We start from the raw sequence: 14807 nt of genomic DNA on the forward strand, positions 1-14807 counted from the left end.
TCGGGGTGCATTTTTTTATTTATGGAAGGCCCGAAAAGTTATATAAATAATGGGTTGCGGGCGCAAACACCCGCCCCAGACAGGTCTGGCATGCCGCTGAAAAAGCGACCTGTCAAGCAATCAAGGATGGATCGCCAAATTGCGAGACTATCCAGGCCGGGCGATTTGCATGACTTGGACGAATTCACTTCCGCCAGGTCGCGGCTGAAAAGGCCGTATGGACTTTATCAGCATCCTATTGAAGGGGGCTTGAAATGCTCAGATACCTTACTGCTGGCGAGTCGCACGGCCCGGAGCTTACGGCCATAGTCGAAGGCATGCCGGCGGGCCTTAAGGTCTCCTCGGCCGATATCGACGCGGACCTTAAACGGAGGCAGTCGGGATACGGCAGGGGCGGCAGGATGAAGATAGAGTCCGACCGCGTCGAGATAACGTCCGGCGTGAGGAACGGGCTTACCCTCGGCTCCCCGGTAACTCTCAAGATACGGAACCGCGACTGGGAGAACTGGAAGGAGATAATGGCCGCCGATGGAGCCATATCCGACAGGACCGTCACGAGGCCGAGGCCCGGGCACGCGGACCTGACCGGAGGCTTGAAGTACGGGCACAGGGACCTCCGTAACATACTCGAGCGTTCCAGCGCGCGGGAAACGGCGATGAGGGTCGCCTCAGGCGCTCTCGCGAAGAGGCTCCTGAAGGAGTTCGGCATAAGCGTTTTTTCCTGGGTCGTCGAACTCGGCGGGGTAAAGGCCGGGAGCGCGGCCCCTGGCGGAGGGGGCGGGGCAGAGGCCCTTTTCCGGCGGGCCGAGGGGTCGCCGGTCCGGTGCCCTGATAAAAAGGCCGGAAGGGCGATGATGGCCCGTATCGACCAGGCGAAGGAGGCCGGGGACAGCCTCGGCGGCTCGTTCGAGGTCGTTGCGACCGGGGCCCCGCCCGGGCTCGGGAGCCACGTGCACTGGGACAGGAAATTGGACGCGAGGCTCTCTTTCGCCCTCATGTCCATACAGGCCATCAAAGGCGTTGAGGTCGGACTGGGTTTTGGCGCGGCACGGCTACCCGGCTCCGAGGTGCACGACGAGATATACTACAGAAGCGGGGGCGCCAAGAGCAAATGGTGGCCCCGCTCGCCTAGGTTCCTGAGAAAGACCAATAACGCTGGCGGCATAGAAGGTGGCATGTCCAACGGCGAGGCCATAGTCCTAAGGGCCGCCATGAAGCCCATACCCACTCTTTACAAGCCGCTTAGGTCAGTCGATATCGAGACCAAAAGGCCTTTCAGGGCGAGCGTGGAGAGGTCTGACGTGACAGCGGTCCCGGCAGCCGCGGTCATAGCCGAATCGGTCGTGGCATTCGAGCTGGCAAGCTTCTTCCTTGAAAAGTTCGGCGGAGATTCGGTAAGGGAAATAGCGCGTAACTATTGCGCCTACCTTGACGACATAGCCGCATATTGAAGGACTTGAGCCGGTGGATAAGGGAATGCAGGCAAACGCATGATATGCATGGATTTTAACCCGAAGCATTCTGGATGGCGTCGGAAGTGAACATAGTCCTTTCCGGTTTCATGGGCACTGGGAAGTCGACGGTCGGGCGAATCCTTGCCAGGAGGCTCGGCCATAAGTTCGTGGACATGGACGAGCTTATCGAAAAGGAAGCCGGCATGCCCATATCGGATATTTTCGGGAAAGAAGGCGAGGCCCGCTTCAGGGAAATAGAGACAGGCATCATAAGAAGGATTGCCGCCGGGGACTTTGGCGGAAATATCGTGCTCTCTACCGGGGGAGGCGCCGTTGTCAATGCCGGGAACCGTGCCCTTTTCAGGTCCTGGGGCACGCTCGTATGCCTTGCGGCATCTGTCGATGAGATACTGAAGAGGGTAGGGGACAGGGACGACAGGCCGCTCCTTCCGGCTGGAGAGAGGCGGGAGGCCGCGCTGAGGCTCCTTCGCGAAAGGGAGCCGGCGTACAGGGACTGCGACCTCGAGGTGGAGACCACCGGAAAGAGCGCTGATGAGGTCGCGGATATAATTGAAAGATACGTGCGCGGCGTATAGGGTAATATTGTAATATCAAGTATTTGCAATTGATGTTTAAACCGGCTTCGCAAGGCGTGGAATGGGAAGGATAAGGGTAGAACTCAAGGAAAGGTCGTACGACATCCATGTCGAGAGGGGCATCCTCAAAGACGTGGGCCGCCTCGTAAGGGACCTGGGCCTTAAGGGCAGGGCAGCCGTCATTACCAACCCCACTGTCGGAGGGCTTTACGGCGGGGCCGTAGCCGATGGCCTTGCCTCCGCCGGACTAAGCCCCTTTTTCATTACGGTGCCTGACGGCGAGGAATACAAGAGCATTGAGGAGGCCTCGAAGATATACGACGCGCTCATCTCGGAGCGCCTTGAAAGGTCTTCACCGATAATCGCGCTCGGCGGCGGGGTCATAGGGGACATGGCTGGGTTCGTGGCCGCGACATATTTGAGGGGCGTGCCTTACATCCAGGTCCCTACGACGCTCCTTTCGCAGGTGGACAGCTCGGTCGGCGGGAAGACCGCGGTAAACCACCCGAAGGGAAAAAACCTGATCGGCGCGTTCTACCAGCCCAGGGCGGTCTTCATAGACCCTGACGTACTGAAGACCCTCCCTGAAAGGGAGGTGAAGGCGGGGCTTGCCGAGGTCGTAAAGTACGGGGTCATATGGGACGCGGGGTTTTTCTACTACCTCGAGGAGAACGCCTCGAAGCTCATGAAGCCCGGCCCCGAGATAGAGAGGGCCATAGAGGCCTCGTGCAGGATAAAGGCCGAGGTCGTGGGCCTTGACGAGAAGGAGGAGGGCCTCCGGGCCATCCTCAACTTCGGGCATACTTTCGGACATGCCATAGAGGCGCTCGCCGGGTACGGAGCGTACAGGCATGGCGAGGCGGTCGCAATAGGCATGCGCATGGCGGCCCGCCTCTCGGAAAGGCTCGGGCTCTGCCGCGAATGCGGCCCGAGGCTGGAGGGGCTTTTGAAGGCCCTCGGCATACCTTTTTCGCCCCCGGCAATACCTTCGGCGGACTTCCTCGATGCCATGAGGCTCGACAAGAAGGTCGTCGGGAAAAGGATCAGGTTCGTGCTGGCCATAGAGCTCGGGAAGGTGGTCCTCCAGGAGGTCCCGGAGGAGGATATCCTCGGATTTCTTGGGTCTTGCACGCGCGCATGAGCACGGGCGAGGAACCCCTTTTTATCTTGACTTGCCGCCGTTTCTTTAATAATTTAGCAGTTTGCTGAAACACTCAAAATCACGTTCAGTCTGCTCAAAAAGCTCAAGATGCAAGGAGTCGAAAAATGAGGAATGAGGCGTACTTTCATTGTACGCCGGAGTTGCCAATTTTGAAGACGACGCCTTGAAGCGGGCTTTTTCAGCGGCCTGTTAGGACATTAAAACCTGGGCCGGAGAGCATGAGTAACATAAAGGCCGGAGACGATATATTCTTCACGGCGACCATGGCCGAGGTCCTGGAAAAACAGGGCCTTTACGAGGACGCCCTGATAGTCTACAAGATACTGGCGGATACGAACCCCTGGGACCAGTCCCTGAGTTTCAGGATAGAGCGGCTCAAGGCCCTGGCAGCCGGGCGCGGAAGGAAAAAGCCCGCCAGGGAAGAGAGCTGAGAGGGGGAAAGATGCCTTTCAAGGGCATATTGAAGGAACTGGTCGAGGCCATCGACGGCGGCGTTGCCGCGACCCTCATGGGCAAGGACGGCATATCCGTCGAGCAGCATATCAAATCCGGCGGGTATGACGTCGAGACAGTCGGGGTCGAGTACGGCAAGGTGGTCGACGAGATAGGGAAGGCTTCCGACCTCCTTAATCTCGGGAGCGTCCAGGAGGTCATGGTCTCGACGGCCTCAGTGGACATACTCCTCAGGATGGCGTCAGAGGACTACTACATAGCCTTCGTCCTCGCGGGCGACTCCAATATCGGAAAGGCAAGGTATCTCCTCCGGAAGGCCGCCGTTGCGGCCTCCGATGGGCTTCGCTGAGAGGGCAGGCGCTTGGGGGCTAAGCGGGAACCGGACTACAGGGGGAGGCTCAGGGGCCTGAGAACGCTCCTCGGCGATAAACTTGACGCCCTCCTCGTAAGCGACCTCAAGAACGCCAGATACCTTTCGGGCTTTACCGGCTCGAACGCGTTCATCGTAGTTACGCGCGACGAGGCGTTCTTCCTTACCGACCCGAGGTACACGGCCCAAGCCAGGGAAGAGGTCCGGGGCTTCAAAAAGAGGATATTCAGGAAGGCGCTGGACGAGATATCCGCGCTTGTGCTTGAGAAAAGGATTAAGGCGCTCGGCTTCGAGGCCCCGAACCTCAGTTACGCTACGTACAGGAAGCTCGCAAAAGCGCTCCCAAAGGCAAGGCTCAGGCCCGCGGACGGCCTTGTAGAGCGCCTGAGGGAGAGGAAAGACCCTTTCGAGGTCGAGAAGATAAGGGCCTCGGCAAGCCTACTTGACAGCGGGTTCAGGAAGGCCGCGCGGCTTGTAAGGGCCGGCGCAATCGAGAATGAAGCTGCCTTCTCCATAGAAGCGGACCTCCGGAGGAGAGGGGCCGAGGCCATGGCCTTCGACACCATAATCGCCTCGGGCGCGCGCGGAGCGCTCCCGCACGGCAGGGCCTCTGGGAAAAAGATAAAAAAAGGCGAGCTCGTCGTCGTTGACATGGGCGTCCTGATGGACGGGTACAACTCCGACGAGACCCGCACCTTCGCTACAGGCAGGCTCAAGCCCCGGCAGCGCGAGATATACTGCATAGTGAAGGACGCCCAGGCAGCCGCCATAAACGCCATAAGGCCTGGGGCAAGGGCGTCCGATGTGGACGGCGCGGCAAGGAAAGTAATAGAGAAGGCCGGGTATGGCAAGTTCTTCGGGCACGGCACCGGCCACGGGGTCGGGCTCGACATCCACGAGCGCCCCTCGCTCGGGCCGCTCTCCGAGGACGTACTCGAAGAGGGCATGGTCGTCACGGTCGAGCCGGGCATATACCTCCCGGGGTCCGCGGGCGTGAGGATAGAGGATATGGCGCTCGTCACAAAAGGCGGATGCGAGCTGCTTACGAAGACGGCAAAGGAGCTGGCCGAGCTCTAAGGGCTGCTGAAAAAGCCGTGAATGCGTCGTCTTCAAAATTGGACTTCCGGCGTACAAGGGAAGTTCGCCTCGTTTCTCGACTCATTGCATCTTGAGCTTTTTGAGCAGCCTTTATGTGGGTCTTGATTTTTTCGGCAACCAGCTAAGGGGGCGTTGGGGAAGGCAAGCGCATTTTTGAAATCGTTCTTGAGGAAGACGTCTGAGGAGGACCAATGGACATAAAGGACATAAAAGCCATCTACAAGTTCCTGCGGGAAACGGATATCGTTGAGTTCGAGCTGGAGGGGCCGGACGGGAAGGTGAGGCTTAAGAGGGGGAACGCCTATGCCGCGCTCCCCGCGAGGGAAGCTGCCGTGGAAGCCGCGCCAGCCGGTGCGCCTCCAAGGGAACAGGTGAAGGAAGACGCCGGAAAGGCCAGGCCGGACAACATAAAGGTCATCACCTCGCCGATGGTCGGCACTTTTTACAGGTCGCCTTCGCCCGAGGCCCCGCCTTTCATCGAGGTAGGGACTGTCGTGAAGAAGGCCCAGACGCTCTGCATAATAGAGGCGATGAAGCTCATGAACGAGGTCGAAAGCGACTTCAACGGCAAGGTCGTCTCCATACTCGTCGAGAACGGCCAGCCCGTAGAGTACGGCGAGCCCCTCTTCCACATAGAGGTCTCGAAATAAACCCGCGCCGGGAAACCGCAAAGGATAAGGATGTTCAACAAGATACTGATAGCGAACAGGGGTGAGATTGCGGTCAGGATAATCAGGGCCTGCCGCGAGATGGGCATAAAGACGCTGGCTGTCTACTCCGAGGCCGACAGGGAGGCCCTGCACACGAGGCTTGCCGACGGCGCGATATGCATTGGCCCGGCAAAAAGCAAGGACAGCTACCTGAACATCACCTCGCTCATAAGCGCGATGGAGGTGGCGGACGCCGAGGCCGTGCACCCCGGCTACGGCTTCCTTGCGGAGAACGCCGGCTTTGCCGAGGCCTGCGAAAAGTGCGGGATCAAGTTCATCGGCCCGGCCTCGAACACCATGCGCCTCATGGGCAACAAGGTGCAAGCCAAGCGGCTCGCAGAAGAGCTTAAGGTACCGGTGCTGCCCTGGAGCAACCGCGGCCTTTCCGACGAGAAGGAGGCCCTGGAGGTGTCGAGGAAGATAGGCTTCCCGGTGCTCATAAAGGCCGCTTCCGGCGGAGGCGGCAGGGGCATGAAGCTCGTGCACACGCAGGCCAGCCTCGCGAGCGCCTTCAACACCGCCAAGTCCGAGGCGGTCGCCGCCTTCGGCGACGGCGAGGTCTTCATAGAGAGGTTCTGCGAACTACCCCGCCACATAGAGATACAGGTCATGGCCGACGAGCACGGCAACATAATCCACCTCGGGGAGAGGGAGTGCTCCATACAGAGGAGGCACCAGAAGATACTTGAGGAGTGCCCGTCTCCAGTGGTTGACGCGAGGCTCAGGCACAAGATGGGCGAGTCAGCCGTGAGGCTCGCCAAGGGCATCGGCTACTCGAACGTCGGCACGGTCGAATACCTCCTCGACAAGAACAAGAACTTCTATTTCATGGAGATGAACACCAGGGTGCAGGTCGAGCACCCGGTCACCGAGATGGTCACGGGCGTGGACCTCGTGAAATCGCAGATAAGGATAGCTCTCGGAGAGAAGCTCCGCCTCAAGCAGAGGAACGTCACGATGAAGGGGCATTCGATAGAGTGCCGCATAAACGCGGAGGACCCCAAGACGTTCATGCCATGCCCCGGAAAGATAACCGAGCTTGTCATGCCCGGCGGCCTCGGGGTGAGGGTCGATACGGCCATATACTGCGGCTACAACGTGCCCCCGCACTACGATAACCTCCTTGCCAAGCTTATCGTGCACGCCGACACCCGGGAGGAGGCCATCGCCAGGATGACCAGGGCGCTTGAGGAGTTCCACATAGGCGGCATAAAAACGAACATACCGCTCCACCTGAGGATAATGAGGGACCACGACTTCATAGCAGGGAACACCAATATAGACTTCCTCTCGCGGTTCACCTAACTTGCTGCTGTAAGGCCTGTTGCCGTAAACGCAACCTCTAAAAATTGATCTTTTCCCCGGACTCTGCGTCAGGCCGTGAATAAAAATGCTCACATATTATCATATATGCTCCGCTTTTTATTCCCGGCCTTCCTTGATTGCAGGAAAAATCTCTAATTTTTAGAGGTTGTTTAAATCAAAGACTATGGAACCGTAGGCCCCGCCTGAACGTGGGCGGATGGATTTTTCCAGTATCCCTTCCGGAGAAGCCCTATGGACTGGAGGCTTATCATAGACGGAGACCTGCCGGGCCAGGTGAATATGGCCCGGGACTCCTCCATACTCAAGTCCCTCGAATCGGGGAGCGGCCGTCCTACGCTCAGGCTCTATGGCTGGGACCGGCCCACCATATCCCTCGGCTACCTGCAGGACCCCGCCCCTTTTCTGTGCCTTGGGCTCCCTGTGGTGAGGAGGGTCACCGGCGGCAGGGCGGTCGTCCACTGGCACGAGGTCACCTATTCGGTCGCCGGGCTCTCGGACGACGCGCTCTTTTCAGGCGGCATAACAGGCGCGTATGCCGTTATAAGCGGGTGCATAGCCTCGGCCCTCAAGGACGCGGGTGTCGAGGCCGCGCTCTTCAAGGGCAAATCCGGCCCGGGACGGAGCAGCGCCTGCTTCCGGTCTCCGTCCCGGTTCGAGGTCCTGGCCGGCGGCAGGAAGCTCGTCGGGAGCGCCCAGAGGCGCTTCAGGCGCGCATTCCTCCAGCACGGCTCAATACTCGTGAGCGCAGACCTTGAGCTGAATGAAAAGGTCTTCGGCCCGGGGCTGGCCTCGGCTATTGCCGCGGTGGATGAGTGGAGCGGAATAGGGGCCGGAGAGCTTAAAGACCTTCTTGTCAAAAGGTTTTCCGAGGGGTTCAGGGCGTCCTTTGAGCCCTCCGGGTTCTCGAGCGGGGAAGCGAGGCTCGCGGGGGAGCTCGAAGACGGCCTTCTCCTTGCCTGTCCCGGGAGCGTTGAGCCAGGCCGGGCCCAAGCCGTTGATTTTCCACGTATAAAAAATATGTTATAATTTTTCTGAATTCAGCCCTTTGGATTTCGACGGAACTGCCGATATTTCGATATGGTAGTATCGGGGGTATATGGCTCTTAAGGAAAAACTCATAGACAAGGCCCAGAAGCTCGTCCAGAAGGGCTATCTGGACAAGGCCATAGCCGAGTACAGGGCGGCGGTCGACTCAGACCCCAGGGACGTCTCCATACGCTTGAAGATCGGCGACCTCTTCGTGAAGCTCGGGAGGAAGGAAGAGGCCATAAAGGAGTATACCGAGGTCGCCAAGGCCAACGCCCAGAGGGGCTTCTACCTCAAGGCCATAGCCGTCTACAAGCAGATACTGAAGCTTGACGACTCCATCGAGGTCCACAACAAGCTCGCCGAACTCTACGCCAAGCAGAGGCTTATCGCCGACGCGATAAGCGAGTACAGCTATATCGTCACCTACCTGGAGCGCCGTGGAAAATCCACCGAGGTGCTCGATCTCCTTAAAAAAATGGTCGAGGTGGACCCCGACAACACCGGGGTGCGCCTGAAGCTAGCCGAGATATACCAGCGCATGTCGTTCGACAAGGACGCCATGTCCGAGTATTCTCTTATATTCGACAGGCTCGTCTCACAGGGCAAGCTCGACAGGGCCGAGAAGATGTACCAGGGCCTCTATAACAGCAGCCCGGGAAACGAGCAGGTCATTGCAGGCCTTGCCGAGTTATACAGGCTCAAGGGCGATAATACCCAGCGCCTGAAACTCCTCAAGGCGCTCCTTAAGTCTTATAACGCGTCCGCCAGGACCGAAGAAGCGAAAAAGACCGCCCTGGTAATAAGCGAGATAAGCCCGGACGACCCTGACGCTTCGGTCTTCCTCAAAAAGACAGAGGAGGACGGGTGGGCAGGGCAGGACCCGAAAGCCGGACCTCAGGCCGGCGCCGCCGTTGAGGCTCCGTCCGATGAAGCCGAACTTGTTTCCTGGCCCGAGGAGGAGATAGCAGTCCCTGTCGAGGCCGTTACAGAAACCAATGCGCGGAAGGACGGGGCGGCCCTGGAGACCGAGTTCGAGGCGGATGCGGCCATAGAGCCGCCCACCCCGTTAGTGGAGGCTCCGGTCGAGCCGCCTGCGAGTGTTTCCGATGCTTACTCGCCGCCTGCGGCCGGCGTCGAGGCCGGGCCGGGCGAGGTTGAAATCGATATCCAGGACCTCCTTAATGGAGAGCTGCCGTCCGCTGCCGGAACCGAAGGCCTGGAAACGCCACAGGAAACCGGCGCCCCTTCCGTTGAGGCAAGCGTAGACAGCGCGCCCGATGCAGGCCCTGAAATCGCTTCCGAGATAGAGATCGAGGTAGAGGCTGAGCCGGAGGAAACGCTTCCTTCCGGCGGGCCGGTTGAGGCCGGGGCGGATGAGGGGAGTGGGGAAGAGGAAATTGAAATAGAGATGATGCCGGAGGCCGGGATTGAGGAGGCAGCGGTCGAAGAGGCCGCTAATTTTGAAACGCCGTCCGCTTTCCCCGAGCCTTCAGAGGAGGCCCTGCCTGAGACTGCAATCGAGGCCGAAACCCCCGGTGGCGATGCTGTCGAGGTGCCCGGCGAAGCGCCTTCCGTAACGGTGGAAGAGATTCCGCCGGTCGAGGCGGAAGAGGAATATGCCGCCTCGCCGGTCGAAGCAGTTCCCGTGGCCGAAGCGACAGAACCGGAGGTCATCGCCGAAATACCCGGCGAGGCAGCGCCAGACGGGGAGGAAGAGGCTTCGGAGCAGGTTTTGGCCGATCTCGAGGAGTCGCAGGAGGACATCTCATCCGCCATAAAGGAGCTCATGGAGAAGATCGAGCCCGAGGCTGCGGACGGGGCGGCAAAGAGGGAGGACTACGTCGACCTTTCCGCGGAGCTCGGCATGGAGGAGGCGCTTACGGACCTCGCGGGCTCGTGGGGGAGCGAGGAGAAGAAGGATACTTTCGACGAGTTCAAGAGCGGCATAGGAAACCAGCTCAGCAAGGAAGACTCCGAGACCCATTATAACCTCGGGATAGCCTATATGGAGATGGAGCTCTTCTCCGAGGCCTCGAAGGAGTTCAAGATAGCGCTGAAGGACCCCCGCCTTGAGTTCAACTGCTATACCAGGCTCGGCCTCTGCGCGATGGCCCAGAACGAGCCCCAGGAAGCTGTGACATATTACCTTAAAGGCATCAAGGTCGAAGGCCGCTCCATAGAGGAACGGATAGGCATGATGTACGAGCTTGGGCTGGCTTACGAGGCTGCCGGCGAAATCGAAGAGGCGGAGGAGCTCTTCAAGGGCATTCACGAGCTCGCGCCCTCGTTCAGGGAGGTCGCCGGCAAGGTCAGGACCAGCATGCAGGCGCGTTCGAGCCCGCCGCCCTTCGTGCCGCTCGAAGACGGGCTCCTGGAAGTGGAGCTCATGTGAGCGGAAAAGACGACATCGAGCGAACGGGCCGAAGCGATTCGGCCCGTTCGTTTTTGAGGCGCTTCGAAGGCCTCGCCCAATTGGCTGAAGACAGGGTGGTAAAAGGGGTTTTCTCGGCAGCCGGGGCCGGGGTCTGGCTCGTCGGTGGGGTGCTCCGGAATATCGCCCTTTCAGCCCCGCCCGCGCCGGACTATGATTTCGCCGTAATGGGCGATACAGCCGAGTCCGCGGAGAAAGCGGCGTCCGTGTTCGGGGGCACCCCTTTTGCCCTTGACGAGGAAGCCGGCGTGTACAGGGTTGTCGTGAAGGGCGACGGCGCGTCCACGCTCGATTTCACGCCCCTCTCGGAAGGCGGCATTGCAGAGGACCTCGCGAAGAGGGACTTCACTGTGAACGCCATGGCAGTCGAGCTCCGAAGCCTTTTCGAGGGAGGCAGAGAACTCATAGACCCATTCGGCGGGCTCGACGACGCGGGGGCCGGGTTATTAAGAACGGTCTCAGCCGGGGCCTTTGACAGCGACCCTCTGAGGATGCTCAGGGCAGTGCGCATTTCAAGCCAGTACGGGCTCCGCATAGAGGAGGGGACCTGTTCCCTTATAAGGGAGAAGGCAGGACTTATTGAAAGGTCTTCGCCGGAGAGGGTAAGGGACGAGCTCAAGGCGCTTTTCGCCAATGACGGGACCGGGAAGGGGATAAGGCTCCTCTACGATACAGGGCTGGTAAATACCGTTATCCCCGAGATAGGCGGCTGGTCTGACGTGGACGGGTATGACCTCCTTTCCCATTCGCTTTCGGTTCTGACGGAGGCTGAGCGCATCCTCGGGAACATGAGGGAATGGGCCTTCCCGGGCTTCTCCGAAAGATTGATTGATTATTTTAACGAGCGCGAAGTGGAGCTTCCGAACCATGCCGTATTCAAGCTCGCGGCCTTTCTGCATGATTTCGGAAAGCCGCTGGCCCTGTCCAGGGAAGAGGGGAGGCTACGCTTCATAGGGCACGATACCAAAGGCGCGGAGGCCGTAAAGGGCCTTCTGGAAAGGCTCAGGTTCAGCAGGAAGACATCCAACGCCGTTTCTTCCTTTGTGGCGAACCACCACCGCGCTTTCATGCTCGCCGGGCTCAAGGAGCGGAGCTACCGCGCAAAGGGGCACTTCTTCAGGGCGTCCGGCGGCCCGGGCGGACTGCTTCTGCTTTGCCTCGCGCTTGCGGACGCAAGGGCGACAAGGGGCGGCGAGGACCCGGAGCTCTTTTCCGTTGTCATGGAGATGCTGGAGTTCTATTACGGGCCGTACTCCAGGAAAAAACCGAAGCCCCTCCTTACCGGGAACGAGATAATGGAGGCCTTCGGGGTCAGGGAGGGGCCGATAGTTGGGGATATAATCAGCGAGCTTGACAACGGGGTCGAGCGGGGGGAGATACGGAACAGGAAGGATGCGCTAAGGCACATAAGGGAGTGGCTCAGGCGCGGGCCCCGGCGGGGTTGACATTAAAGTCCCTTTGGGGTTTACTGTAGCTTTCATAACACGGGACCGGAGGAGATATGAGACGCTTTCTTTTGGTTTCACTGGTCATTATGATCATGGCGGCCTTGCCTGCCTTGATTAACGCAAAGGAAGGAGCAGGTAAGAGGATGGGAGAGGCAAAGGAGAGGAAGGCCGTAATAGAGACCAAGTACGGCGAGATGGAGTTGAGGTTTTTCCCGGAAGTCGCGCCCGGGCACGTAGAGAACTTCCTTAAGCTCGCAAGGGAGGGCTTCTACGACGGCACGATATTCCACCGGGTGATACCCGGCTTCATGATCCAGGGCGGCGACCCCAACACCAAGGGGAACGACAAGGGCACCTACGGCACCGGCGGGCCGGGCTGGCACGTAAAGGCCGAGTTCAACGACAGGCCCCACAAGAGGGGCGTATTGTCGATGGCGAGGTCCCAGCACCCGGACAGCGCGGGCTCGCAGTTCTTCATAGTGGTCAAGGACTCGAACTTCCTCGACGGTCAGTACACGGTCTTCGGCGAGGTCACGAAGGGCATGGAGGTCGCGGACAAGATAGTGAACCTCCCGAGGAACCCCAGGGACCTCCCGAACGAGAGGGTAGAGATGAAGGTGAAAGTGGTGGAGTAGGTCAAAGGCACCCTCTAAAAATTGATCTTTTCCCCGGACTCTTTGTCTGGCCGTGAATGAAATGCTCACATATTGGCATATATGCTCCGCTTTTCATTCCCGGCCTTCCGGGAAAAGCGGGAAAAGTCTCAAATTTTTAGAGAATGCCTGAACTGGATAGAGTCGGTGATAAGGAAAGGCCCCTTACGGGGCCTTTCCTTATTTTTACTTTTTCGGTTTTGTCTTCGGCTTCGGCTTCAGTTTCCTGAGTTCCTTCTCCGTTATGTCGAAGAGCGCCCGTACTTCCTTCTTCTGCGTCTCGTAAAGGGAGGGCACCTTTACGCCCTTCGGGACCTTCTCCTTTGCCTTGCAGTTCTTCTTAAGCGGCGTGTCGATGAAGAGCCTGCCCCTGTGCCAGGTAATGGGATAGGTCCTGCATATGGTAGGCACTATCCTCTTCGGCAGACCCTTGACGGCCCAGAGATAGAAGAGCGAGCAGCCCTTTGAGCCCCTGAGGTGAAAGGCGCAGATGTCGTCTTCTTTCCTCACGGCAGTCTCCCTGAACGAGCCGCCGATGTAGTCGCCGTCCTTTTTAAGCTCTGTCGAGAAGCAGTCCTCGACCTTCGCCCCTATGAGGGGCTCGATTAGCGCCCTGTATTTCAGGATGAGCTTGTAGGTCGCGTAGTCAACGTCGCAGCCCCAGCCGCAGCACTCGTCCTTGCAGGCGCACCCGTAGCAGCCCTCGTCGAAGAGGCCGTTATGCTCGGTTATCCTGGGGTCAATCTCGGTGATGCGTATCTTCCCTGTCCTTTTTTTCGCTCCGGGCCCTTTGCCCGCGCTTTTTGCCATCTTAAGCCAAGCCTCCGTCGTAGATTTAGCAGGCTGCTGAAAAAGTCCATTTGCTTCGAAGGCTACGTCGCTGGCTACGAAGGCGTACACGAAAAGTACGCCTCATTCCTCGCTCCCCTATTCCAACGGGGCCTAGCATCTGGAGCTTTTTGAGCAGCCTGAATAAAAACTGAGTTTTCCAGTAAGCTGTTTGCCGTATATGCTCCGCTTTATTCCCGGCCTTCCGGGAAAAGCGGGAAAATCCTGAATTTTTGGAGCTTGCCTATATGCGTTTTGTATTCAAAGGTGTGCTGGTATTCAGGGCAGCTTGTGTATGCTGGCCGCGTCTATTATGATGTTGTTCACGACCCCGTTTACGCCCCAGGTGAACCATGCGTCGTCCTCCGCTGCCTCCCTGCTCTCAGCGCTCGCCAGAACGCCTTCGAGGGTCACTACCCAGTCGCGGGTAAAGACCCTCAAGCTCGAGGCGTCGACGAGCCTGTCTTTTTCGAGTATGAGCCTTATCGCGTCGCTCACTTCATCGTCCGAGTCAGCCTCCGCCGGCACGACCTCTATGCTGTTTATGACGTCCGTCGAGCCGGGCACCCACCAGGCGAGCGCGCCGGCAAGGCGCTTGTGGCTCAGGGACCAGACCTCGCCCTCGAGGTCCACGACACCCCCGTTAACCTCGGGCTCGATGCGGAGGCTCTTCAAGGCGCTTTCCTCGGAAAGGGCCCTTCTGACATGGTCCCGTATCTCGTCGTCGGACATGTGGACCGAGGGGCGCACCCGGAGCCTGTCTATAACGCCTGAGACGCCTTCATAGCCCATCGCGAAAAGGAGCGCCCTCTTTTTCTGGGATATCTTCTCGACCATGCCCTCGATGAGGACGGAGCCGTCCTCGGACCTCACCTCGACAGGGTAGATTGCTGGGTCGAGGTGCAGCTCGTTTACGAGCGCGGCCTTTACGGCCTTCGCTATGTCGTGCGGGGTGTTTTCTTTCGGGGTCATTATGATTTCAAGGCGCCTGGGCCGCCTGTAGCCGTGGCTTAAGCTAAAATTTAAAATTGCTGTTGAGTATAGCAGAGCATATCTCCTTTAACAAGCTGTATTTGGGGCATTGCGCGTCCGTTGCCTCGCGATGCTACCGTCCGCGGAATGCCATGATTCGGCTCGAAAAAACCAAAATTTGGCCTTGCAAAGGCGGTTATTGTGTGTTAAATTGTATTTAATTAAAAACCCTCTTACATCTAAAGTGGGCCTTTGCTCACTTTTTTTGTTTGGGAGG

The 14807-nt window shown here is 58.8% G+C and carries 14 protein-coding genes; 12 read left to right on the top strand and 2 right to left on the bottom strand.

Annotated elements, in window-relative coordinates:
* Positions 1 to 254 precede the first annotated feature (254 nt).
* From aroC to QY316_05610, 12 genes are all read left to right on the top strand, one after another.
* Entirely contained in the window at positions 255 to 1451 is a 1197-nt protein-coding gene (gene aroC / locus QY316_05555) for a chorismate synthase (protein WKZ33862.1), read from the top strand.
* A 74-nt stretch (positions 1452 to 1525) separates the two neighbouring features.
* Positions 1526 to 2050, top strand: coding sequence for a shikimate kinase (locus QY316_05560; protein ID WKZ33863.1), 525 nt, complete (start codon positions 1526 to 1528; stop codon positions 2048 to 2050).
* A gap of 61 nt (positions 2051 to 2111) precedes the next feature.
* Positions 2112 to 3191: a 3-dehydroquinate synthase gene (aroB, locus tag QY316_05565; protein ID WKZ33864.1), complete on the top strand. Its 1080-nt coding sequence runs from the start codon at positions 2112 to 2114 to the stop codon at positions 3189 to 3191.
* 239 nt (positions 3192 to 3430) lie between these two features.
* Positions 3431 to 3643, top strand: a complete 213-nt coding sequence (locus QY316_05570) for a hypothetical protein (protein ID WKZ33865.1) — start codon at positions 3431 to 3433, stop codon at positions 3641 to 3643.
* A gap of 11 nt (positions 3644 to 3654) precedes the next feature.
* Positions 3655 to 4014: a roadblock/LC7 domain-containing protein gene (locus tag QY316_05575; GenBank protein WKZ33866.1), complete on the top strand. Its 360-nt coding sequence runs from the start codon at positions 3655 to 3657 to the stop codon at positions 4012 to 4014.
* Positions 4015 to 4026: 12 nt separating this feature from the next.
* Positions 4027 to 5112: a Xaa-Pro peptidase family protein gene (locus QY316_05580; GenBank protein ID WKZ33867.1), complete on the top strand. Its 1086-nt coding sequence runs from the start codon at positions 4027 to 4029 to the stop codon at positions 5110 to 5112.
* A 212-nt stretch (positions 5113 to 5324) separates the two neighbouring features.
* Positions 5325 to 5783: an acetyl-CoA carboxylase biotin carboxyl carrier protein gene (gene accB, locus QY316_05585; GenBank protein WKZ33868.1), complete on the top strand. Its 459-nt coding sequence runs from the start codon at positions 5325 to 5327 to the stop codon at positions 5781 to 5783.
* 30 nt (positions 5784 to 5813) lie between these two features.
* A complete protein-coding gene (gene accC, locus QY316_05590; protein ID WKZ33869.1) occupies positions 5814 to 7148 on the top strand; it encodes an acetyl-CoA carboxylase biotin carboxylase subunit in 1335 nt (444 codons plus the stop codon).
* Between the two features lie 252 nt (positions 7149 to 7400).
* Positions 7401 to 8195, top strand: a complete 795-nt coding sequence (locus QY316_05595; protein ID WKZ33870.1) for a biotin/lipoate A/B protein ligase family protein — start codon at positions 7401 to 7403, stop codon at positions 8193 to 8195.
* A gap of 70 nt (positions 8196 to 8265) precedes the next feature.
* Positions 8266 to 10590, top strand: a complete 2325-nt coding sequence (locus QY316_05600; protein WKZ33871.1) for a tetratricopeptide repeat protein — start codon at positions 8266 to 8268, stop codon at positions 10588 to 10590.
* On the top strand, positions 10587 to 12074 hold the full coding sequence (locus QY316_05605) for an HD domain-containing protein (protein WKZ33872.1): 1488 nt from the start codon (positions 10587 to 10589) through the stop codon (positions 12072 to 12074). The genes QY316_05600 and QY316_05605 overlap by 4 nt, the downstream gene beginning before the upstream one ends.
* Before the next feature lie 146 nt (positions 12075 to 12220).
* A complete protein-coding gene (locus QY316_05610) occupies positions 12221 to 12712 on the top strand; it encodes a peptidylprolyl isomerase (protein WKZ33873.1) in 492 nt (163 codons plus the stop codon).
* A 204-nt stretch (positions 12713 to 12916) separates the two neighbouring features.
* Here QY316_05610 and QY316_05615 read toward each other — a convergent pair whose 3' ends face one another.
* Positions 12917 to 13540: a hypothetical protein gene (locus QY316_05615; protein ID WKZ33874.1), complete on the bottom strand. Its 624-nt coding sequence runs from the start codon at positions 13538 to 13540 to the stop codon at positions 12917 to 12919.
* Positions 13541 to 13837: 297 nt separating this feature from the next.
* On the bottom strand, positions 13838 to 14530 hold the full coding sequence (locus QY316_05620) for a BON domain-containing protein (GenBank protein WKZ33875.1): 693 nt from the start codon (positions 14528 to 14530) through the stop codon (positions 13838 to 13840).
* Positions 14531 to 14807 lie beyond the last annotated feature (277 nt).

This window comes from Thermodesulfobacteriota bacterium, from assembly GCA_030583865.1.
GTDB lineage: Bacteria > Desulfobacterota > GWC2-55-46 > GWC2-55-46 > GWC2-55-46 > UBA5799.

What these genes read in the sequence shown, in the direction of transcription:
- QY316_05620 (WKZ33875.1), bottom strand. Translation starts at nt 14,530, where the DNA reads ATGACCCCGAAAGAAAACACCCCGCACGACATAGCGAAGGCCGTAAAG.
- QY316_05560 (WKZ33863.1), top strand. Translation starts at nt 1,526, where the DNA reads ATGGCGTCGGAAGTGAACATAGTCCTTTCCGGTTTCATGGGCACTGGG.
- QY316_05595 (WKZ33870.1), top strand. Translation starts at nt 7,401, where the DNA reads ATGGACTGGAGGCTTATCATAGACGGAGACCTGCCGGGCCAGGTGAAT.
- aroC (WKZ33862.1), top strand. Translation starts at nt 255, where the DNA reads ATGCTCAGATACCTTACTGCTGGCGAGTCGCACGGCCCGGAGCTTACG.
- accC (WKZ33869.1), top strand. Translation starts at nt 5,814, where the DNA reads ATGTTCAACAAGATACTGATAGCGAACAGGGGTGAGATTGCGGTCAGG.
- QY316_05610 (WKZ33873.1), top strand. Translation starts at nt 12,221, where the DNA reads ATGGGAGAGGCAAAGGAGAGGAAGGCCGTAATAGAGACCAAGTACGGC.
- QY316_05570 (WKZ33865.1), top strand. Translation starts at nt 3,431, where the DNA reads ATGAGTAACATAAAGGCCGGAGACGATATATTCTTCACGGCGACCATG.
- QY316_05615 (WKZ33874.1), bottom strand. Translation starts at nt 13,540, where the DNA reads ATGGCAAAAAGCGCGGGCAAAGGGCCCGGAGCGAAAAAAAGGACAGGG.
- QY316_05600 (WKZ33871.1), top strand. Translation starts at nt 8,266, where the DNA reads ATGGCTCTTAAGGAAAAACTCATAGACAAGGCCCAGAAGCTCGTCCAG.
- QY316_05575 (WKZ33866.1), top strand. Translation starts at nt 3,655, where the DNA reads ATGCCTTTCAAGGGCATATTGAAGGAACTGGTCGAGGCCATCGACGGC.
- accB (WKZ33868.1), top strand. Translation starts at nt 5,325, where the DNA reads ATGGACATAAAGGACATAAAAGCCATCTACAAGTTCCTGCGGGAAACG.
- aroB (WKZ33864.1), top strand. Translation starts at nt 2,112, where the DNA reads ATGGGAAGGATAAGGGTAGAACTCAAGGAAAGGTCGTACGACATCCAT.